Below are 20,813 nucleotides of genomic sequence, written 5' to 3' on the forward strand. Positions count from 1 at the left end.
ACGGCACCCGCACCCCGACGGCGCCTCAGGGTCGAGCCGGGGTCGTTCCTCATGGGGAGCGGTCGCTCGCTGTGTGACGATGACGAGGCCATGACCAGCGCCCCCAGCCCTCCCGCGCCGCCGGCCCCGGCCCGGCGCGACGCGCCGCGCAAGGCGACCCGCGACCTCGACGAGGCCGTCGCCGGCGGTGTCGCGGCCGGGCTCGCCGAGCACCTCGGCTGGCCGGTGCTCTGGGTGCGGCTCGGCTTCGTGCTCGCCACGGCGCTCAGCGGCCTCGGGCTCGCGCTCTACGGCGGCTTCTGGATCGCGTTGCCGGCGCGCAGCGGCTTCGAGGAGCCCACAGCCCCCGGTCTGGAGAGCGCCAGCCGGGGTGGACGTCGTCCCGGACGCCGTCGCCGGCTCACCGACGTCGGCCCGGTGGCCGTGCTCGGCGTCCTCGGCGTCGGTGCGGTCTTCACCGTGCAGGCGATCTTCGGCGAGGCGGCGGTGTTCTGGCCGCTCGCGATCGCGGTGGTCGGCGTCGCGCTGCTGTGGCGCCAGGCCGACGAGGCGCAGCGCGAGCGCTGGTTCGACACCAGCGGCCGCATCAACCCGGTGCGCATCGTCTTCGGCTCCGGCGGCTGGGCCGGCTACGCCCGGGTGGCCGCGGGCGTCGGCCTGCTGCTCGTGGCGCTGTTCGTGCTCGGCTTCGACGACGGGTCGCTGCGCGAGGCGCGCGCGGCCGTCATCGTCGGGGCCCTCGGTCTCGTCGGCCTGGCCATCGTGGTCGGTCCGTGGGTCTGGCGGCTGGCCACCGAGCTGTCCGACGAGCGGGCCGAGCGGGTGCGCACCCAGGAGCGCGCCGACCTCGCCGCCCACCTGCACGACTCGGTGCTGCAGACCCTCGCGCTGATCCAGAAGAGCGCGGACGACGGCGCCACCGTCGCGCGACTCGCCCGCGCCCAGGAGCGCGACCTGCGGGCCTGGCTCTACGCCGCCGAGGCGCAGGACGACTCCACGCTGGCCAGCGCGCTGCGCGGCGTCGCCGCCGAGGTGGAGGACGCGCACGGCATCAGCGTCGACGTGGTCACCGTCGGCGACGCCGCGCTCGACGACCCGCTGCGCCCGGTGGTGGCCGCGACCCGCGAGGCGCTCGTCAACGCGGCCAAGCACGCCGGCGTGGGCCGGGTCGACGTCTATGCCGAGATCACCGGGTCGGGGGCCGAGGTGTTCGTGCGCGACCGCGGCGCGGGCTTCGACCCCGACGCGGTGCCCGGCGACCGCCACGGCGTGCGCCACAGCATCGTCGACCGCATGGCCCGCCACGGCGGCGAGGGTCGCGTGCGGTCGGCGCCCGGCGAGGGCACCGAGGTGCGCCTGCACCTGCCCCGCGAGCAGCCGAGAGACCAGCCGAGAGACCAGCCGAGAGACCAGCCGAGAGACCAGCACGGAGGGGGAACGGCATGAGCGAGCCCATCACGGTCGTCGTCGTCGACGACCACGCGATGTTCCGGCGGGGGGTGCGCGCCGAGCTCGACTCGGCCGGCGCCGGGGTGGTCGACGTCCGCGCCGAGGCGGCCGACGTCGACGAGGCGGTGCGCGCGGTCGCCGAGCACCGGCCCGACGTCGTCCTGCTCGACGTGCACCTGCCCGGCGGGGGAGGGGCGGAGGTGATGAGGCGCTCGGCCGGCACCGAGACGCGGTTCCTGGCGCTCTCGGTCAGCGACGCGGCGGAGGACGTCATCGGCACCATCCGCGGCGGCGCCCGCGGCTACGTCACCAAGACCATCACCGGGCCCGAGCTGGTGGCCGCCATCCGCCGGGTCAGCGAGGGGGACGCCGTATTCTCGCCCCGGCTCGCCGGCTTCGTGCTCGACGCGTTCGCCGGCTCGATCGACGTCGCCGCGGTCGACGAGGACCTCGACCGGCTCACCGAGCGCGAGCGGGAGGTGATGCGCCTGATCGCCCGCGGCTACGCCTACAAGGAGGTCGCGAAGGAGCTGTTCATCTCGATCAAGACCGTCGAGACCCACATGAGCTCGGTGCTGCGCAAGCTGCAGCTCAGCTCGCGCCACGAGCTCACCCGGTGGGCCTCCGACCGCCGCCTGCTCTGACCCTCGCCCCGCCGTTCTGACCCACGGACCCTGAGCCTGTCGAAGGGCCTGCCACCCCTGGTCGGGTGAGGCCCGCGTGACGCGTGTGACGCTACGGTCCGCCGATGGCCACTCAAGCCTCCGCGGAGGTCGCCGCATCGGACGAGGGTGGTCTCAAGCGGACCATCACCGGACGGCTGCTGTTCTTCTACGTGCTCGGCGACGTGCTCGGCTCGGGCATCTACGTGCTCATCGGGGCGGTCGCAGGCGAGGTCGGCGGCGCGTTCTGGATGGCGTTCGCCTCCGGGATGGCGGTCGCCACCGTCACCGGCCTCGCCTACGCCGAGCTCGTGACGAAGTACCCGCGCGCCGCAGGTGCCTCGCTGTTCATCAACAAGGCCTTCGGCAGCCCGGCGCTGACGTTCTTCGTGACCGTCTGCATCCTCTCGGCGCTGTTCGCGGCGTCCGGCTCGCTCGCCTCGGGCTTCGCCACCTACTTCGCCCCCATCTGGGACTGGCCGCCGGCGCTGCTGGTGACGATCGTGTTCATCCTGCTGCTCACGGTGGTCAACTTCATCGGCATCACCGAGTCGGTCGTGGCCAACATGGTGATGACCTTCATCGAGGTCGCGGGCCTGGTGCTCGTGGTGGTCATCGGCATCGTCTTCGTGCTGCGGGGCGACGCCGACTTCGGCACGCTGGTCGAGTTCGACTCGCCCGACAGCCCGGTGCTCGCCGTCGTGGCCGGCGTCTCGCTCGCCTTCTTCGCCATGACCGGCTTCGAGAACACCGCCAACGTGGCCGAGGAGACCATCGAGCCGGCCAAGTGCTACCCCCGCGCCCTCATCGGCGGCATGCTCGCCGCCGGCGTCATCTACGTGCTGGTCGCGATGTCGGCCGCGCTCGTCGTCGACACCGAGACGCTCGGCAAGAGCGCCGAGGGCACCGGCACCAACGCCGCGCTGCTCGAGGTGATCAAGGCCGACGTCATCTCGATCCCGGTGCTGCTGTTCGCCGCGATCGCGCTGGTGGCGATCACCAACACCACGCTCGTCGGCATCGTCACGCAGCCGCGCATCCTCTACGGCATGGCGCGCGAGGACGTCGTCCCCGGCGTGTTCGCCAAGCTGCACTCCAAGCGCCGCAGCCCCGTCGCCGGCCTGCTGTTCTGCGCCGCCGTCGTCATCGGCCTCCTGGTGGCGGGCTCGGTGCTCGGCCAGCTCGGCCTCTCGGTCGACCTGGTCTCGCGCCTGGCCTCGGTGACGGTGCTGTTCCTGCTGTTCATCTACACGCTGGTGATCATCGCGGCGCTGCGCCTGTCGGGCCGCGACGAGACCGAGGAGACCTTCCGCGCCCCGCGCGCGCTGCTGGTGCTCGGCCTGCTCGGCAACGTGGCGATCTTCGCCTACAGCATCTACGACGACTGGCGCTCGCTGCTGTGGTGCGCGGCGCTGCTCGCCATCGGCCTGGCGCTGTTCATCGTCGAGAAGATCTTCGGCAAGCGCGACGGCGGCGAGGCCCTCCTCTAGGTGCGCCCGCGCCTGGTGGCCGCCGTCCTGCTCGCGGCCCTCGCGACCACGACGGCCGGGTGCGGGTCGGACGCCGAGGCGCCGCCCCGCCCGGACTCGTCGTCGTCCGCGGCCGGGACGACGTCCAGCGCACCCGCGACGACCCCGGAGCCGACCGAGCAGCCGTCCACCCGCGAGCCGCATACTCCGACGGAGCCGACGGAGCCGGCCGAGCGGTTCTCGACCTACCCGCTCGGCACCCGGCCGCTGCCGCTGCGCCCGGACGGCTACGGCGAGGTGCGGCCGACACCGCCCACGCTGCGCGAGCGGCGCTACCCGACCCGCGACGTCCTGCCGCCCCCGCCGGACGGCGCGTGGCGCTCCACCGTCGCACCGGTCACCCCGGACGTCGCCGCGCGGCTCACGTGGTCGCCCGGCTGCCCGGTCGCGCTGGCCGACCTGCGCTACCTGACCCTGTCGTTCCGGGGGTTCGACGGGGAGGCGCACACCGGCGAGCTGGTGGTGGCGGCGTCCGAGGCCGACGACGTGCTCTCGGTCTTCGAGGCGCTCTTCGCCGCCGACTTCCCGATCGAGGAGATGCGCCTGCCCGAGCCGGCCGAGCTGACCGCCCCGCCGACCGGCGACGGCAACAACACCGCGGCCTACGTGTGCCGCCCGACGACCGGCCAGACCAGCGGGTTCTCCGCGCACGCCTACGGCCTCGCGCTCGACCTGAACCCGTTCATGAACCCCTACCTCAAGGACGGGCTGGTGCTGCCCGAGCTGGCCTCCAGCTACCTCGACCGGGACGACGACCGCCCCGGCATGGTGCAGCCGGACAGCCTCGCGGTGCGCGAGTTCGCCCGCATCGGCTGGTCGTGGGGCGGCGACTTCCAGACCCTGCTCGACTACCAGCACTTCACGGCCACCGGCCGCTGACGCCGTCGCGGACCGTGCCTCAAGACCCCCGGCCGTGCACGCGAACGTTCGCGTGAGGTGCCCTTCGACAGGCTCAGGGTCCGTCGCCTGCTCGACCACCGGTGGTTGAGCAGCGAGCCCCGGCGAGCGTCGTCGAAACCACCGGCCCTACCTCGGGAACGTTCGCGTGGGGTTGCCCTTCGACAGGCTCAGGGTCCGTGGGGTCGGGGTGGCGTTGACGGTCCCGGGGTCTCGACGACGGCCTCGCGCAGGCGCTCGGCCTGCTCGACCATCGGTGGACTCCGGTGGTTGAGCAGCGAGGAACGAGCGTCGTCGAAACCAGCGGCCCTCACGTGAACGTTCGCGTGGGGTTGCCCTTCGACAGGCTCAGGGTCCGTGGGGTCGGGGTGGCGTTGACGGTCCCCGGGGCCTCGACGACGGCCTCGCGCAGACGCTCGGCCTGCTCGACCACCGGGGACTCCGGTGGTTGAGCAGCGAGGAACGAGCGTCGTCGAAACCAGCGGCCCTCACGTGAACGTTCGCGTGGGGCTGCCCTTCGACAAGCTCAGGGTCCGTGCGGGCGCCTTGGCGTGGACCTTCTCGGGTCTCGACGAGGGCCTCGCGCAGACGCTCGGCCTGCTCGACCACCGGTGGTCGAGCAGCGAGCCCCGGCGAGCGTCGTCGAGACCACCGGCCCCCGGAAGGTGCTCTTCGACAGGCTCAGGGTCCGTGGGGTCGGGACGGCGGTGGCCGGCCTAGCACCTCGACCATCGTGCCGGGTCTGGCCACGGCTAGCCTGCGCGCCATGGAGACCGTGCGGCTGCTGCTGCTGATCGTCCACATCCTCGGCTTCGCCGCGCTGATCGGCGGCCTGCTCGCCCAGGCCGGGCGGGGTGAGAAGGAGGTCAACGCCGCGATGCGCGACGGCACCGGCACGGCCTTCGTCGCCGGCGTCGCGCTGGTCGGCGTCCTCGAGGGACTCGACGTCGAGGTCGACTACGCCAAGATCGCCGTGAAGACGGTGATCGGCCTGGTGCTACTGGTGCTGGTGATGGCCAACTCCCGCAAGAGCCGCATCCCGCAGGGGCTGTGGGCCGGCCTGCTCGTGCTCGCCGTCGCGAACGTGTGCGTCGCCGTCCTGTGGAGCCCGGCGCACGCCGCGTGAGCCGCGCCGCTCAGGCGTCCTTGGGCGCCATGGTCACCTGCACGAGGTGGCCGAAGGCGATGAAGCGGTCCTCGGTGTAGAAGGTCTCGGCGCAGGTGATGAGCGTCAGGATCCGGCTGGGCCCGCCGCGCATCGGCTTGGGCACCGGCTTGACCGGCCACAGCTCGCGGTCGTCGACGCGGTACTCGTCGCCGCGGGTGTCGAGCTCGTACACGTAGCGGTAGGCGCCGTCGATCACGATGACCTCGTCGCCGGGCCGCAGCCGGGGCAGCTCGGCGAACGGCTCGCCGTTGGTGACCCGGTGGCCGGCGAGCACGTAGTTGCCGCGGTCGCCCGGGAGCGTGTCGTTCTGCCAGCGGCCGACGCCGCGGGCCAGGGCGCGCTGGCCCGTGCCCTCCACGATCGGCACGTCGAGGCCCAGCTTGGGGATCCGCAGCCGGGTGCCGCCCGCGCGGTAGGCGGGCTCGACGACCTGCTCGTCGGGGTCGCCCGACTCGTAACCGGGCGGGACGCCGTCGTCGGCCTGCTCGGCGCCCTCGCCCGCGCCGGCGGGATCACTGCCGGCGCCGAGCGGCTGCTCGCCCGTGACCGGGTCGGGCGCGGGGGAGTCGAAGGCGCTGGCCGAGCGCTCCGACCCGCCGCCCGTCGAGGCCCCTGCGACCGAGGCCCCGGCGGCGGCGAGGACCAGGGCGCCCGCGATCAGGCCGACTCGCGGCGCCACAGGACCCAGGAGTAGAGGAGGAGGCCGAGGCCGATCATCAGCGCGGCCACGGAGCTGGCCGTGGACGCGCCGGGGATCAGCGCGCTCGGCGACGGGGCACCGGTGTCGGGCAACGTGGACGGCGGGCCGTTGCCGTCACCGCGGCCGCTGCCCGAGCCGGGTCCCTCGCTCGAGGGGGCGGCGGACGGCGTCCCGCTCTCGGACGGCGACGCGCTCGGGCTCGCGGACGGCGACGGGCTCGACGACGTCGACGGCTGGCTCGACGGTTGGTTCGACGGGGCCGGGGCGCTCGAGGGCTCGCGCGTCGGGGTGCTGCTGGACGGCGGCGGCGTCGGCTGGGCCGGGGCGGTCGTCGGCGCCGCCTCCTTCGCGCACGGACCGACCTTGCCGCTCACCTCGAAGGTGGCGTCGGCAGGTCGGTTCGGGGCGTAGACCTGCGCGGTCCAGAAGACCACCTGGTTCTCGGCCGCGGGCAGCACCGGGATCGTCTTGGTCGCCGAGGCGCCGAACGAGCCCTGGTAGGGCACGCCGTTGACGATCGCGAGCCAGCGGTTGTCCTTGTCACCGTCGAACCCGCTGGCCTTCATGGTCAGGCCGTCACAGGTACCGGTGGCGGAGGCGGTGGGCGCGTTCGCGTTGGCGGAGGCGAGACCGACCAGCCCGATGCTGGTCGCGACGAAGCCCGCGAGGGCGCACGCGAGTGGGAGGGATCGACGTCTCACGCTTTCGAGTATGGCCCGATCGGGCGCGGACTATGCCCCGTGCGGGTGCCCTCTCACCTGGGCATCGAGTCAACTTCGGTCATCCTCGGCCCGGGCGGCGGGTGGGCCGGCCCGGCCCCGGGCGAGACGTCGCGACCCAGCCGCGGGTGAACGGGTGTTCACCGCCCACGACCCCTCCACGGCGTGTGTCACAAGTGGTCAAGTAAAAAGTCGGGTCGGTCCCGTCACACCAGCGCGTGGACGCCGTCCGGCCGGGCCCGGCACTGTCCGACCCGGGCCGTAGGCTGGGACGACGATGACCGCACAGACACCGCTCGACGGCCTGGCCGGACTCGGGGTCGAGGGTGTGGCTCCCGAGGAGGCCCGCACCACCCGCGGCGGCCCGACCGCCGACGAGCTGCTGGCCGGCCTCAACGAGCCGCAGCAGGCCGCCGTCCGGCACGCGGGCGCGCCCCTGCTGGTGGTGGCCGGCGCCGGGTCGGGCAAGACCCGGGTGCTGACGCGGCGCATCGCCTGGCTGATCTCGCAGCGCGGGGCGCACCCCGGCTCGGTCCTGGCCATCACGTTCACCAACAAGGCCGCCGCCGAGATGAAGGAGCGGGTCGAGCACCTGGTCGGCAAGCGGGCGCGCCTGATGTGGGTGAGCACCTTCCACTCCGCGTGCGTGCGCATCCTGCGCAAGGAGATCGGCGTCCTCGGCTACAAGAGCAACTTCTCGATCTACGACGCGCAGGACCAGAAGCGCCTGATGACGCTGGTCATCAAGGACCTCGACCTCGACCCGCGCCGGTTCCAGCCCGGCCCGGTGCTGCACTGGGTGAGCAACCACAAGAACGAGCTGCGCGACGCCGACGAGGTCGCCGCCGACACCCAGAACGGGGTCGAGGAGGCCTACGCGAAGGCCTACACGCTCTACCAGCGGCGGCTGCGCGAGGCGCACGCGCTCGACTTCGACGACCTCATCATGATGACGGTCCGCCTGATGCAGACCTATCCCGAGATCCGTGAGACCTACCGACGGCGGTTCCGCCACGTGCTGGTCGACGAGTACCAGGACACCAACCACGCGCAGTACGCCCTCATCACCCAGCTGTGCGCGTCGTCCTTCGAGGAGCAGGTCGACGCGGGCGGGCAGCCGGCCGAGCGGGTCGAGCCGGCCGAGCTGATGGTGGTGGGCGACGCCGACCAGTCCATCTACCGCTTCCGCGGCGCCGACATCCGCAACATCCTCGACTTCGAGGAGGACTTCCCCGACGCCACCTCGATCCTGCTCGAGCAGAACTACCGCTCCACCCAGACCATCCTCACCGCGGCCAACGCCGTCATCGGCCACAACCAGGGGCGCAAGGCGAAGCGGCTGTGGTCCGACGCCGGCGACGGCGAGCGCATCGTGGGCTACGTCGCCGACGACGAGCACGACGAGGCGCGCTTCGTCAGCGACGAGATCGACAAGCTCACCGACGCGGGCGCCCGAGCCGGCGACGTCGCGGTCTTCTACCGCACCAACGCGCAGTCGCGGGTCTTCGAGGAGGTCTTCATCCGCACCGGCATGCCCTACAAGGTGGTCGGCGGGGTGCGGTTCTACGAGCGGCGCGAGGTGCGCGACGCGCTGGCCTACCTGCGCATGCTGGTCAACCCCGATGACTCCGTCTCGCTGCGGCGCGTGCTCAACGTGCCCAAGCGCGGCATCGGCGACCGCGCCGTCGCCTGCGTCAACGAGCTGGGCGAGCGCGAGCGCGTCACGTTCTGGGAGGCGCTGCGCCGCGCCGAGGAGGCGCCCGGCCTGGCCACCCGCTCGCTGAGCAACATCCAGGGCTTCGTCGCGCTCGTCGAGGAGCTGCAGTCGATGGTCGCCGCGGGGGAGCGGTCGGACGTCGTCCTCGAGTCGGTGCTCGACAAGACCGGCTACCTCGCCGAGCTCGAGGACTCCGACGACCCGCAGGACGCCACGCGGGTCGAGAACCTCGGCGAGCTGGTCGCCGTGGCGCGCGAGTTCTCCGACGACCCCGTCGCCGGGCCGAGCGCCGACCCCGCCGACGTCGACGCCGACCTGGTCACCCCCGGCCTGGCCGACTTCCTCGAGCGGGTGGCGCTGGTGGCCGACACCGACCAGATCCCCGACGACGACCCGAACGACCCGCACCACACCGGCGTGGTCACGCTGATGACCCTCCACACCGCCAAGGGCCTGGAGTTCCCCACGGTCTTCCTCACCGGCATGGAGGACGGCGTCTTCCCCCACTCCCGCTCCCTCGGCGACCGGCCCGAGCTGGAGGAGGAGCGGCGGCTCGCCTACGTCGGCATCACCCGCGCCCGCGAGCGCCTCTACATCTCACGCTCGGTCGTGCGCTCCTCGTGGGGCGCGCCCGCGCACAACCCGGCCAGCCGCTTCCTCGACGAGCTGCCCGTCGACCTCGTCGACTGGCGTCGCACCGAGGCCTCGCAGACCCGCTGGGGCCGCCCCGACCTCGCCTCCGGGTCCCCGGCCGCCCGCGGCTACGGCGAGCCCACCGCCGCCGGACGCCGCAACTTCAGCGCCGCCGCCGCCCGCGCCGACGCCGCCGCGAAGGCCAAGCCCGCCCGCGACATCCCCAGCCTCGAGCCCGGCGACCGCGTCCAGCACGACAGCTTCGGCCTCGGCACCGTCGTCGCCGTCGAGGGCGCCGGCGAGAAGAGCGTCGCCTCCATCGACTTCGGCTCCGACGGCGTCAAGCGCCTCCTCCTCCGCTACGCCCCCGTCGAGAAGCTCTAGGGGCCGGAAGCAGGCGGACCCTGCGCTCGACCATCGTCGGGCGCAACACGCGCCGAAGCGACGAAGGAGCGGCGGCGCAGGTGTTACGGCGTGACGCCGTGGACGACGAAGGCGGCGTAGGGGTCGACCGGGTCGCCGCCGCCGGGGCGGACCTCGACGTGGAGGTGGGAGCCGGTGACGTTGCCGGTGGTGCCGACGGTGCCGATGACCTCACCGCCGGTGACGACGTCGCCCTCGGAGACGCCGATGGTGGTCTGGTGGCAGTACCAGAGCTCGGTGCCGTCCTCGAGGGTCACGACGGTCTTGTTGCCGTAGGCGCCGTCGTAGCCGGTGAAGGTGACGGTGCCGTTGGCGATCGCGTGGATCGGGTCACCGGTCTCACCGTTGAAGTCGAGGCCGGTGTGGTAGCTCGACCACAGGCCGTACTCGCCGAACGTGGCGGTGATGATCGAGGGGTTCAGCGGGAGCACCCACTGGTTCTCCTCGATCTTGCGGGCCTGCTGCTCGGCCTGGACGGCGAGCTGGCCGAGCGCGGCGTTGCGCTCCTCGGCCTGCGCCTCGGCGGCGGCCTGCAGCTCGGAGTCGGTGCTCTGGGCGAGGGTGTCGCGGTCGGAGGAGCGGCTCAGCGTGGCCGAGCGCAGTCCGTCGACGCGGCCGACGCCCCCGTTGCCGGACAGCGCGCTGGCGGCCGGCGGACGGTCGGGCGGGGCGCTGCTGAGCGAGGCGGCGGTCTCGTGGGCCGGGCCGGCGGCCGTGACGGCGCCACCGACGGCGACGGCGAGGGTCGCCACCCCGAGCAGCACCGGGGTGGGCGGCACCACCTTGAACAGCGGACCGCGGGAGCCGGCGTGCTTGACCGCGCGGCGGCGTCCGGGCTGCCCGGGCTGCCCGGGCTGCGACGCCGGACGGGCCGCGGCGGAGGTGACCGGGATCTCGGCGGTCGCGGCGTCGAAGTCGACGGCGGCGAGCGACTCGAGGGCCACGACCGGGACGACCGGCGCGACCGGGGACTCGAGCGACGACTCGGACGTCGCGATGCGACGCCCCACGTAGCCGGGATCGGGCCGGGGTCCCGAGGGTCGGCGGCGCGGGCCGCGGCGTTCCGCTCGGTGATGGCCCATGAGTCAGGTGGCTCCGCTGGTCGTCTCGACTGATTGGTCAGGTGCGTGCCACACCCGAAAGGGGCAGGAAGCGAACGCGGCCACGACCATAACGGACGTGCAGGGCGCTCCGAAATCCCGCCGACCACGATGGTGGACGACGGCGGCCGCCTCCCGCAGCGAAACGGCACCGAAAGCCGCACGGGACTGCTGGCGGCGGCCACCGGCGGCGGGACTAGGGTGCCGAGGGAGCAGCAGCGGCGACGGTCAGTCGCCGGCTGCTGCGGTCACAGAACCCAGAGAAGAGTGGTGGACCCGTGGACCTGATGGAGTACCAAGCGAAGGAGCTCTTCGCCAAGCACGGCGTGAGGACGACGCTCGGTCGCGTCGTCGAGACGCCCGAGGACGCCCGGTCCGCGGCCGAGGAGCTCGGCGGCGTGACGGTCATCAAGGCCCAGGTGAAGGCGGGCGGCCGCGGCAAGGCCGGCGGCGTCAAGCTCGCCAAGACGCCCGACGAGGCCTTCGAGCACGCGACCAGCATCCTCGCGCTCACCATCAAGGACCTGCCGGTCAACCGCGTGCTCGTCACGCCGGCGACGCCGCCGCAGGAGGAGTACTACTTCTCCTTCCTGCTCGACCGCTCGAACCGCCGCTACCTGTGCATCGCCTCGGTTGAGGGCGGCGTCGAGATCGAGGAGGTCGCCAAGACCAACCCCGACGCCGTCAAGCAGATCCCGGTCGACCCGGGCACCGGCGTCGACGAGGCGAAGGCCCGCGAGATCGTCGCGGAGGCCGGCTTCCCCGAGGCGCTGGTCGACCAGGCCGTGACCATGGTGCAGGCGCTCTGGACGGTCTTCGTCGAGGAGGACGCCACGCTGGTCGAGGTGAACCCGCTGGCGCGGCTCGAGGGCGACGTCCTCGAGGCGCTCGACGGCAAGGTCTCGCTCGACGACAACGCCTCCGAGGTGCGCCACCCCGAGCACGCCGACTTCGTCATCCGTGACGAGGAGGACCCGCTCGAGGCCAAGGCGAAGGACAAGCACCTCAACTACGTCAAGCTCGACGGCGAGGTCGGCATCATCGGCAACGGCGCGGGCCTGGTCATGTCGACCTTGGACGTCGTCGCCTATGCCGGCGAGCGCCATGGCGGCGTGAAGCCCGCCAACTTCCTCGACATCGGCGGCGGCGCGAACGCCCAGGTGATGGCCGACGGGCTCGACGTGATCGTCAACGACCCGCAGGTCAAGAGCGTCTTCGTCAACGTCTTCGGCGGCATCACCGCCTGCGACGAGGTCGCCAACGGCATCAAGGGTGCCCTGGAGATCCTCGGCGACGAGGCCACCAAGCCGCTCGTCGTCCGCCTCGACGGCAACAACGTCGAGAAGGGCCGCGCGATCCTCGACGAGCTGGACCACCCGCTCGTCACGCAGGTCGACACCATGGACGGCGCGGCCGACAAGGCCGCCGAGCTGGCGAACGCCAACCAGAACGGCTGAGGGGCCCCGCATGAGCATCTACCTGAACCAGGACTCCAAGATCATCGTCCAGGGCATCACCGGCGGCATGGGCTCCAAGCACACGACGCTGATGATCGAGTCCGGCTCGACCATCGTCGGCGGCGTCAACGCCCGCAAGGCCGGCACCACCGTCGAGCTGGCCGGCACGACCCAGCCGGTGTTCGGCTCGGTCGAGGAGGCCATGAAGGAGACCGGCGCCGACGTCTCGGTCGTCTTCGTGCCGCCGGCCTTCACCAAGGACGCCTGCATCGAGGCGATCGACGCCGGCATCGGCCTGCTGGTGGTCATCACCGAGGGCGTGCCGGTGCAGGACACCGCCGAGGTCTTCGCCTACCTCGAGGGCAAGCAGACCCGGATGATCGGCCCGAACTGCCCCGGCATCATCACGCCGGGCGAGTCGCTGGCCGGCATCACGCCGCACACCATCGCCGGCACCGGCCCGATCGGGCTGGTCTCGAAGTCGGGCACGCTGACCTACCAGATGATGTACGAGCTGCGGGACTTCGGCTTCTCGACCGCCATCGGCATCGGCGGCGACCCGATCGTCGGCACCACCCACATCGACGCGCTCGAGGCGTTCGAGGCCGACCCCGACACGAAGGCGATCGTCATGATCGGCGAGATCGGCGGTGACGCCGAGGAGCGCGCGGCGGCCTACATCAAGGACCACGTCACCAAGCCGGTCGTCGGCTACGTGGCCGGGTTCACCGCGCCCGAGGGCAAGACGATGGGCCACGCCGGCGCCATCGTCTCCGGCTCCTCCGGCACCGCCTCGGCCAAGAAGGAGGCCCTCGAGGCCGTCGGCGTCAAGGTGGGCAAGACGCCGTCCGAGACGGCCGCGCTGATGCGCGAGATCCTCTCCGCCCAGGGCTGAGCCCGGGCACCGACGCGGCCGCGGGGCCGTCCGCCACGTGCGGACGGCCCCGCGGCCGCTGTCTTCCTGCCCGCCTGACCGCCCGCCTGACCGCCCGCCTGACCGCCTGCCTCACGCCTCCGTGAAGGCCCGCATCGCGCGGACGACGGGCGCTGACGACTCGGTCACGAAGTCGAGGTAGCCGCGCACGGTCCGGGGGCTGCCGTTGGCCTCGCCGTAGTAGGAGGCGAGGTAGAGGGCATTACCGACCCGGAACAGCTCGAGCACCTCGAGGCCGACGTCGAAGCCGCCCTGCTCGCCGGCGAACCGGTGCTGGATCGTGGCGCCGTCCTCGACGCCCTCGGGCAACGGGATGTCGACCTCGTCGTAGGCCTGCACGGTGCCGCCGACCTCGGCGTCGTCGCACTCCTCCAGCGCCGTCACCAGCGTGTCGAGCGCCGCGGCCGCCGCGTCGGCGTCGGGGTAGAGGGCCAGGGTGCGGCTGCGGAAGTCCTCCGCCTCGCCGGCGTAGGCCGCCCCGGCGGCGTCGGCGACCGGGTGCTCGCCCGTCGTCGACCACGCGGTCTCGCCGCACAGCTCGAAGTCGTCGAACGGCGCCTTCGCGCTGACCTCCACGGGCGTGCCGTCGCCGTTCCGGTCGGGCAGACCGTCGGCGAGCGGGAAGTCGGCCGGCACGCGGACCGCGGCCGCGGGCTGGTCGGTGGTCTGGTCGGTGGGCTCGTTCGGGGAGGCCTCGGTGGGCGCGGCGCTCGACGTCGTCGGGGACGACGGGCTCGTGGCCGCCTCGCCCGGGTCGGTGCCGGCGTCGGGGCCGGCGTCGGGGCCGGCGTCGGCGCCGGCCTCGGTGCCGCAGGCCGCGGCGAGCAGGACGAGGGGAAGCACAGCGGCCGTGGCGGCGGCGCGGCGCAGACGGGCGCGGGCGTGGTCGGTCGGCATGACGCGGACTCCTCGGGGTCGGGGGAGGGGTCCTCGGGAGACGCGACCGGACGGCGCGAAGTTGCCGCCGGCTCAGTCCCGCGGCGGCGGCAGCGCTTCGAGCCGGTCGCGCGCCCGCTCGGCGAGGTCGAGGAAGACCTCGGCCTCGAGCCGCGCGCCGTCGGCCGGCACGTAGCCGAGCTGGCCGACCGCCGTCCCGTTGCGCAGTACCGCCATCAGGAAGACCAGGTCGCGCTCGTCGTCGACCGCGACCTCGAGGCGCCAGGCGGAGAGCGTCACGGTCTCCTCGGCGCCGCGCGGCCCGACGTCGCGGGTGCCGAGCGACTCGACGTCGGTGTTGAGGTCGCGGTCGGCGCAGCTCTCCAGGCGCTCGCGCACCCGGTCGACGAAGGCGGCGGCCGCGCGGGGCGGCAGTGCGCCCACGGTCTCGCTGAGCCCGAACTCCTGCGGCAGCCCCGACTCGGGCAGCAGGAAGGTGCGGGTGGCGGCGCGGTCGAACGAGGCGCCGCGCACCTCGCCGGTGAACGCGGTCTCGTCGCAGCTGGTGGCGGCCGGGTTGGTGGTGGGACGGCGGGCCTCGGTGCCGACCCACGGCTCGTCGAACCGGGAGAGCGGCGGCAGGTCGAGCTCGCCGACCAGGGCCGGCGCGGGTCCGGCGGGCAGCGGCGTGCGGTCGACCAGCTCGGGCGCACCGGCGGGGCCGCAGCCGCCGCCGTCCGGGAGCGCGCACAGCTCGTCGACGGCGGCACCGAGCACCGTGGCGGCGGCCTCGCGGTCGGGGGTCTCGTCGTCGCCGACGCGCAGGAAGGTGGTGGTGGTGAAGACACCGGTGCGGGCCACCCCGACGACCCAGGTGGTGACCGGGTCGGCCCACGAGCGCAGCACCAGCTGCACCGACTCGTCGCCCAGGCCCTGCGGGGTGCGGGTGCCGAGCAGCTGCACGCGCGGCTCGGTGCAGCCGGCGAACCAGCCCACCATGGTGCGGTAGGTGCGCTGGGCGGCCCGCGTGCTCGACGACGCCTCGGCCAGCTGGACGACGCCGGCCGCGGGCAGGCGGCGTCCCTCGGCGGCGGAGAGCACCCGCACCAGCGCGGCCTCGCCACGCGGGTCGGCGTAGCGCTCGAGCTGGCACGGCATGACCCGGCCGTTGCCGGCGCTGTTGTCGGTGGTGCGCGCGACCGTCCAGGCGCGATCGCCGAGCGAGCGCCGCAGCGTCGGCGCGACCGTGGGCACGTCAAGCAGCGCGGCGTCGGTGAGCGCGATGGCGCCCTCGCCGACGTCGATCTGCTCGGACGGCGGTCCGGCCGGCCGCGTCGGCGTGGCGCCGGGCTCCTGGGGCGCGACGTAGGGCTGGGGCCGCACGCCGGCGGCGTCGGTGACCAGCGCACCGGTGACCACGACCGCGGCGACCGCGCCGACGACCCCGACGAGGGTGTGGGCGCGACGCCGGGAGGCGCCGGCGCGGCGCACGATGGTGGCGCGCGGCCAGCGGCTCTGGGCGACGGCGGCGGCCGCGACCTCCTCGAAGCGCATGCGCAGCTCGGCGGTCTCGACGTCGAGGGCGAGGGCGAGCGCGGCGGCGCCCGACTGCAGCTCGCGCTCGGCGTCCTCGAGCGGCAGGCCGACCTCGCGGCCCATCTGCGGCATCGAGACGGCGGCCAGCTGGGTGAGCACCAGGGCCTTGCGCTGGGCGACCGACAGCTTGCCGAGCGCCTCGAGGGTGGCGGCGACACGCGGGTCGAGGTCGCGGTCGCGGCGCAGGACGCGGGCGGTGTGGTGCCGCTGCGCCAGGCGCCAGGCGTGGGGGCGCACGACCGCCTCGGCCTCGGCCCGCCCGTCGAGGCGCGCGAGCTTGCGCCAGCGGTGCCAGGCCACCACGAAGGCGTCGCGCACGGCCCGGCGGGAGGCGACGAGGTCTCCGGTCAGGGCGTAGGTCTGGGCGAGCAACCGGTCGCGGGACTCCTTGTAGAAGGCGTCGAACTCGTCGGGCTGCTTCATGGCCGCTCCACGGTAGCCAAGGGGCCGCGCCAACCCCGATTCGAGGCCGGTCGGGCACAATGACGCGACGTGAGACGACGACCCGACGTCGCCACCACCTACGGCTGGCTGGGCGGTGGGCGACCGCCCACCACGCTCGCCGGCGCCGAGAGCGTCGTCGTCCTGCTCGTCGTGGGCACCCGGCTCGGCATGCTGGTGCAGGGCCTGCCCTCGATCGTCAACGGCCTCTCGCACTCGCCCGCCCCGGCCGGCTACGCCGCGTCGTGGGCCGTCGCGATCGTCGCCGCCGTCGGGGTCAGCGTGGGCTCGCTGCGCCGCGGCCGCCCGCTGCCCGACCGGCTGCAGGCGCTCGACCTCGCCGCCACCGCCGCGCTGCTGCTGGCGGGACCGTGGGTGGTCTCGCCCGAGTACCGCATCGGCTCGTGGGAGGGCTGGCAGCCCGGCTACGCCGTCGCCGTGGCGCTCTCGGTGGGGGTCATCGCGAGCACCCGGGTCTGGCTCGTGGGGCTGGCCGCGGTGGTGGCCGCCCAGGTGGTCTACGTGGCCGGTGCGGTCGAGGCCGACACGCTCACCACGACCGTCGGCGACCTGCTGACCGTCGTGCTGCTGGGACTCGTGGCCCGGGCGGCCTACCGCTACCTGTTCTCGATCGCGCAGGAGGCCGACGACGCCCGGGCGCGGGCCAGCGAGCTGGCGCGGCTGGAGGAGGAGCGGCGGGCCCAGCTCGCCATCCACAACGGCGCGGCCCTGATGCACCTGCTCGGCGACCCCTCGCTCGACGACCGCGCCCGCGACCGGCTCATCGAGCAGGCCCGCCACGAGGCCACGCGCATGCGCGCCTACCTGCGCGGCGGTCCGGCCACGCCGGGTGCCGACGACGGCGGGCGGCCGGTCGCGCTCGCGGCGGTCGTGCGGCGCGCGGTGGCCGGCTTCGACGACCTGCCGGTCGAGCTGGCCCTCGACCTCGGCGGCGACGTCGCCGTCGAGCCCGCGGTGGCCGAGGCCGTCGGCAACGCCCTGACCAGCCTGCTGCTCAACGTGCGCCGCCACGCCGACGCACGGCTGGTCGTCGTCCACCTCGACGCCGGCGACGAGCAGCCGCCGGTGGCGTGGGAGCTGGTGCTGCACGACGACGGCCGCGGCTTCGACCCCGAGGCCGTCGAGCCCGGGGTGGGCCTGCGCGAGGTCGTGCACGGCGAGCTGGGCCGCCACGGCCTCGAGGTGCGCCTGACCTCGGCCGCCGGGTCGGGGACGACGGTCACGCTGACCGGCCCGGCCGCCATGGCCCCCGACGAGCCGGCCGTCGACCCGGCCCCGGCGCGCGGACGGCGGTCGCGCCGGTGACGCGACCCACCGCCGTCGTCGTCGACGACGCCACCGCGATCCGGCAGGCGATGCCGGTGCTGCTGCCCTCCCTCGAGGTCGTGGGCACCTTCGCGCGGGTCGAGACGCTGCTCGAGGAGCGGCCGTCGGCCTCGCTGGCGGTGCTCGACCTGCACCTGGCGAACACCGCCCAGCCGACCGCGCGGCAGGGCGTCGCCGCGGTGCGCGCCGTGGTGGCGGCCGGCTACCGGGTGTGCGTCTACAGCCACGAGGAGCGGCGCTTCGTGCTCGCGGCGTGCCTGGCCGCCGGCGCCACCGGCGTGGTGTCGAAGGCGGAGTCGATCGAGGCGGCGCAGACCCGGTTCCTCGAGGTGGCCGAGGGGCAGGTCGTCGTCCCGCAGCCCCTGATCGGGCTGATGGAGGTGCTGGTGCGGCGCGACCGGCTGACGATCCTCAGCGAGCGGCAGCGCGAGGTGCTGGCCGGGCGGGCCCGTGGCCTGACCTACGCCGAGCTGAGCCGCACGCTGTTCCTGTCGGAGTCGACACTGCGCGGTCACTGGCGCGACCTGACCCACACCGTCTCGCGCTACCTGCAGGAGACGGCGCCGGCCGACATCGAGCGCGCCCTCGGCCTCGGCGAGGGCGACCTGCTCGACTTCTGGCCCGGCGCCGAGCAGCAGGACGCCGACCGGTCGGGTGACCGGTCGGCGTCCTGGTGGCGGCTGCGCTGAGCGGCCGGGGCGAACGGGTCAGCGCCAGGTGACGGCCTTGCTGGCCAGCTTGCCCTTCGAGTAGGCCACGCCGACGGCGCCGGTCTTCGAGGTGCACACCTTGTAGCCGCGTCCCTCGACGCCGCCGCTCATGGTGACCCGCTGGCCGCTCGTGCCGAAGATCGAGTGCACCCGCGCCTTCGTCATGCCCTTCTTGACCTTCTTGTACTCGGCGCGGGTCACGCAGCCCTTGCTCGGCGCGGCGTCGGCGGGGCTGACGGTGACGGTGGTCAGGCCGAGGGTGGCGGCGGCCACGGTGGCGGCCAGGATCTTCTTCACGGGGAGTCCTCCGGAGGGTTCGGACGGGGATGGGGAGAGCCGCTGCGACCCCGTGCGGGCGCACGGGTCGGGCGGCGCGGCCACGCTAGGCAGCCGGCGTCCGTCGGGACACCACGGAATCCGCGGAACAGCGGGTGAGGCACCTCGCACCCGGCCGAGGATCGGGACGGCGTGGCTGCCGCGCGCCGCGCCCGGCGGGGTTCACGATGGAACGGCCATGACCTCCCTGCTGCCGCCCGACGCCCGCACCCGTCGTCCGAGCCCCACGGCCGGCCAGACCCGGCGCGACCTCGCCGCCCGGCGTCCGCTCGCGCTGGTGGCGCTCGCCGGCGGCCTCGGCGCGGCCGCCGCACCGCTGCTGGTGTGCCTGGCGCTGGGCGTCACCGGCTGGTTCCTCACCGACGGCGGCAGCCACGGCACCCCCCGCGACGGGCTGCGCATCGGCGCGCTGTCGTGGCTGACCGCGCACGGCTCGGGCTTCTCGATCGACGGCGTCGCGATCACCGCGGTGCCGCTCGGGCTCACCCTGGCCTGCGCGTGGGCGGCCTGGCGGCTCGGTCACCGGGTCGGGACGGCGGTGAGCGGGCACGGCCCCGACGCCGACGGCATCCTCGACGGCCAGCGCGACCTCGTCGTCCCGCTGGCCGGAGCGCTGTTCGCGGCCGGCTACCTCGCCGTCGCGTGGGCCACCTTCAGCCTCACCGCCACCCCGCAGACCGACCCCGACGGACGCCGCCTCGTGCTGTGGGCGCTCGCGGTGTGCCTGCTGGCCGGCGTCCCGGCCATCGCCGTCGGCGCCGGCCGCGCCGCGATCTGGACGGCGTCCCTGCCGGCCACGCTGCGGGCGGGCGCCGTCGTGGCCCGCCGCACGATCACGCTGTGGCTGCTGGTGGGCGTGGTGGCGTTCCTCGTGGCGCTCGCGGTCGACCTGTCGACCGCCGCCAACGTGATGACCCAGCTCGGCGGGGGCGGCGGCGCCATCGCGGTGATGGTCGTGCTCGGCGTCGCGCTGCTGCCCAACGCCGGCGCCTTCGCCGGCTCCTACCTGCTCGGCCCCGGCTTCACCGTCGGCGCGGGCACCCTGGTCACGCCGGCCTCGGCCGTGCTGGGGCCGCTGCCGGCCTTCCCCATGCTCGCCGCCCTGCCCGACGAGGGCGTCGCCCCCGGCTGGACCCGCTGGCTGGCCGTGCTGCCGCTGCTGGTCGCCTTCCTCGCCGCCGCGTGGAGCCAGCGCGCCTGGCCCACGCCCTACTACGTCGAGGCGGCCGTGCGCGGCGTGGCCGGAGGCATCGGCGCCGGCGTCCTGGTGGGGCTGCTCGCCTCGCTGGCGGGCGGCGCGGTCGGGCCGGGTCGCATGCGCGACGTCGGGCCGATCGTCTTCGACACCCTGCTGCACGCCGTGACCGCCTTCGGCTTCGGTGGCCTGCTCGGCGGGCTGCTCGTCTGCTGGTGGCAGCGCCGGCGGCTGCCGGTCGACGTCGAGCTCGACTGAGGCCGTTCTAGGCTGCGGCGCGTGACGTCGTCCCCGCACGAGCCCCCGCGTCCGGCCCGGCTCGTCGTCCTCGTCTCGGGGTCCGGCAGCAACCTGCAGGCCCTGCTCGACGCCTGCGCCGACCCCGGCTACGGCGCCGAGGTGGTGGCCGTCGGGGCCGACCGCGGCGACATCGAGGGACTGGCCCGGGCCGAGCGGTCCGGCGTCCCGACCTTCGTGCTGCGGGTCGCCGACGCGGCGAGCCGCGAGCAGTGGGACGACGACCTGGCGCGCACGGTGGGCGACCACCACCCCGACCTCGTCGTCCTCGCCGGGTTCATGAAGCTCGTCGGCCCGGCCTTCCTCGCCGCCCACGGCGGCCGCACCGTCAACACCCACCCGGCGCTCTCGCCGTCCTTCCCGGGCATGCAGGGGCCGGCCGACGCGCTCGACTACGGGGTCAAGGTCACCGGCTGCACCCTGTTCGTCGTCGACGCCGGCGTCGACACCGGCCCGATCGTGGCGCAGGCCGCCGTGCCGGTCGAGCCGGACGACGACGTCGCCTCCCTGCACGAGCGGATCAAGGTCGCCGAGCGGGCCATGCTCGTCGAGGCCGTCGGCCGGATGGCGCGCGAGGGCTTCGCCGTCGAGGGCCGCAAGGTGCGCCTCGGGCCCCCCTCTCGCTAG

18 protein-coding genes are annotated in these 20,813 nt (G+C 74.2%); 12 read left to right on the forward strand and 6 right to left on the reverse strand.

The window, feature by feature from the left end; genetic code table 11:
* Positions 1-90 precede the first annotated feature (90 nt).
* The 5 genes from ABEA04_RS10490 (at position 91) to ABEA04_RS10510 (ending at position 5,663) form a co-directional block, all read left to right on the forward strand.
* On the forward strand, positions 91-1,446 hold the full coding sequence (locus tag ABEA04_RS10490; protein ID WP_345458004.1) for a PspC domain-containing protein: 1,356 nt from the start codon (positions 91-93) through the stop codon (positions 1,444-1,446).
* Entirely contained in the window at positions 1,443-2,093 is a 651-nt protein-coding gene (locus ABEA04_RS10495) for a LuxR C-terminal-related transcriptional regulator (protein WP_345458007.1), read from the forward strand. Before ABEA04_RS10490 ends, ABEA04_RS10495 begins: the two co-directional genes overlap by 4 nt.
* Positions 2,094-2,197: 104 nt before the next feature.
* On the forward strand, positions 2,198-3,601 hold the full coding sequence (locus ABEA04_RS10500) for an APC family permease (protein WP_345458010.1): 1,404 nt from the start codon (positions 2,198-2,200) through the stop codon (positions 3,599-3,601).
* Positions 3,602-4,519 carry a M15 family metallopeptidase gene (locus ABEA04_RS10505; protein WP_345458013.1) on the forward strand — a complete coding sequence of 306 codons (918 nt, stop codon included), beginning with the start codon at positions 3,602-3,604 and terminating at the stop codon, positions 4,517-4,519. It begins immediately after the preceding gene.
* A 784-nt stretch (positions 4,520-5,303) separates the two neighbouring features.
* The gene (locus tag ABEA04_RS10510) at positions 5,304-5,663 is read left to right on the forward strand and encodes a hypothetical protein (protein ID WP_345458015.1); all 360 of its coding nucleotides are present in this window, start codon (positions 5,304-5,306) and stop codon (positions 5,661-5,663) included.
* Between the two features lie 10 nt (positions 5,664-5,673).
* Here the strand turns inward: ABEA04_RS10510 and ABEA04_RS10515 are convergent, their stop codons facing one another.
* Both ABEA04_RS10515 and ABEA04_RS10520 read right to left on the reverse strand, forming a co-directional pair.
* Positions 5,674-6,384, reverse strand: a complete 711-nt coding sequence (locus ABEA04_RS10515) for a sortase (RefSeq protein WP_345458017.1) — start codon at positions 6,382-6,384, stop codon at positions 5,674-5,676.
* Entirely contained in the window at positions 6,363-7,106 is a 744-nt protein-coding gene (locus ABEA04_RS10520; protein ID WP_345458019.1) for a hypothetical protein, read from the reverse strand. The genes ABEA04_RS10515 and ABEA04_RS10520 overlap by 22 nt, the downstream gene beginning before the upstream one ends.
* Positions 7,107-7,401: 295 nt before the next feature.
* On the opposite strand from ABEA04_RS10520, the gene pcrA reads away from it, so the two are divergent.
* Positions 7,402-9,858, forward strand: a complete 2,457-nt coding sequence (gene pcrA, locus ABEA04_RS10525) for a DNA helicase PcrA (protein WP_345458021.1) — start codon at positions 7,402-7,404, stop codon at positions 9,856-9,858.
* Between the two features lie 83 nt (positions 9,859-9,941).
* On the opposite strand, the gene ABEA04_RS10530 is transcribed toward pcrA, so the two are convergent.
* Positions 9,942-10,907 carry a M23 family metallopeptidase gene (locus tag ABEA04_RS10530; protein ID WP_345458023.1) on the reverse strand — a complete coding sequence of 322 codons (966 nt, stop codon included), beginning with the start codon at positions 10,905-10,907 and terminating at the stop codon, positions 9,942-9,944.
* A gap of 368 nt (positions 10,908-11,275) precedes the next feature.
* Here ABEA04_RS10530 and sucC point away from each other — a divergent pair, with 368 nt between their 5' ends.
* Entirely contained in the window at positions 11,276-12,454 is a 1,179-nt protein-coding gene (gene sucC, locus ABEA04_RS10535; RefSeq protein ID WP_345458025.1) for an ADP-forming succinate--CoA ligase subunit beta, read from the forward strand.
* A 10-nt stretch (positions 12,455-12,464) separates the two neighbouring features.
* Positions 12,465-13,349 (forward strand): succinate--CoA ligase subunit alpha, encoded by an 885-nt coding sequence (gene sucD, locus ABEA04_RS10540; RefSeq protein ID WP_345458028.1) that lies wholly within the window; start codon positions 12,465-12,467, stop codon positions 13,347-13,349.
* Between the two features lie 111 nt (positions 13,350-13,460).
* On the opposite strand, the gene ABEA04_RS10545 is transcribed toward sucD, so the two are convergent.
* Positions 13,461-14,285, reverse strand: a complete 825-nt coding sequence (locus tag ABEA04_RS10545; protein ID WP_345458029.1) for a hypothetical protein — start codon at positions 14,283-14,285, stop codon at positions 13,461-13,463.
* 72 nt (positions 14,286-14,357) lie between these two features.
* Positions 14,358-16,283 carry a SigE family RNA polymerase sigma factor gene (locus ABEA04_RS10550; RefSeq protein ID WP_345458030.1) on the reverse strand — a complete coding sequence of 642 codons (1,926 nt, stop codon included), beginning with the start codon at positions 16,281-16,283 and terminating at the stop codon, positions 14,358-14,360.
* A 69-nt stretch (positions 16,284-16,352) separates the two neighbouring features.
* Here ABEA04_RS10550 and ABEA04_RS10555 point away from each other — a divergent pair, with 69 nt between their 5' ends.
* Together ABEA04_RS10555 and ABEA04_RS10560 are read left to right on the forward strand one after the other, a co-directional pair.
* Entirely contained in the window at positions 16,353-17,627 is a 1,275-nt protein-coding gene (locus ABEA04_RS10555) for a sensor histidine kinase (RefSeq protein WP_345458032.1), read from the forward strand.
* Positions 17,624-18,337, forward strand: a complete 714-nt coding sequence (locus ABEA04_RS10560) for a LuxR C-terminal-related transcriptional regulator (RefSeq protein WP_345458035.1) — start codon at positions 17,624-17,626, stop codon at positions 18,335-18,337. Before ABEA04_RS10555 ends, ABEA04_RS10560 begins: the two co-directional genes overlap by 4 nt.
* 18 nt (positions 18,338-18,355) lie before the next feature.
* Here ABEA04_RS10560 and ABEA04_RS10565 read toward each other — a convergent pair whose 3' ends face one another.
* Positions 18,356-18,655: a hypothetical protein gene (locus ABEA04_RS10565; RefSeq protein ID WP_345458038.1), complete on the reverse strand. Its 300-nt coding sequence runs from the start codon at positions 18,653-18,655 to the stop codon at positions 18,356-18,358.
* Between the two features lie 217 nt (positions 18,656-18,872).
* Between ABEA04_RS10565 and ABEA04_RS10570 the strand changes: the two genes are divergently transcribed.
* Together ABEA04_RS10570 and purN are read left to right on the forward strand one after the other, a co-directional pair.
* The gene (locus ABEA04_RS10570) at positions 18,873-20,147 is read left to right on the forward strand and encodes a cell division protein PerM (protein ID WP_345458041.1); all 1,275 of its coding nucleotides are present in this window, start codon (positions 18,873-18,875) and stop codon (positions 20,145-20,147) included.
* Between the two features lie 21 nt (positions 20,148-20,168).
* Positions 20,169-20,813 (forward strand): phosphoribosylglycinamide formyltransferase, encoded by a 645-nt coding sequence (purN, locus tag ABEA04_RS10575; RefSeq protein ID WP_345458044.1) that lies wholly within the window; start codon positions 20,169-20,171, stop codon positions 20,811-20,813.

Origin of the sequence: Nocardioides marinquilinus (assembly GCF_039543705.1) — a bacterium.
In the GTDB taxonomy this organism is placed as follows: domain Bacteria; phylum Actinomycetota; class Actinomycetes; order Propionibacteriales; family Nocardioidaceae; genus Nocardioides; species Nocardioides marinquilinus.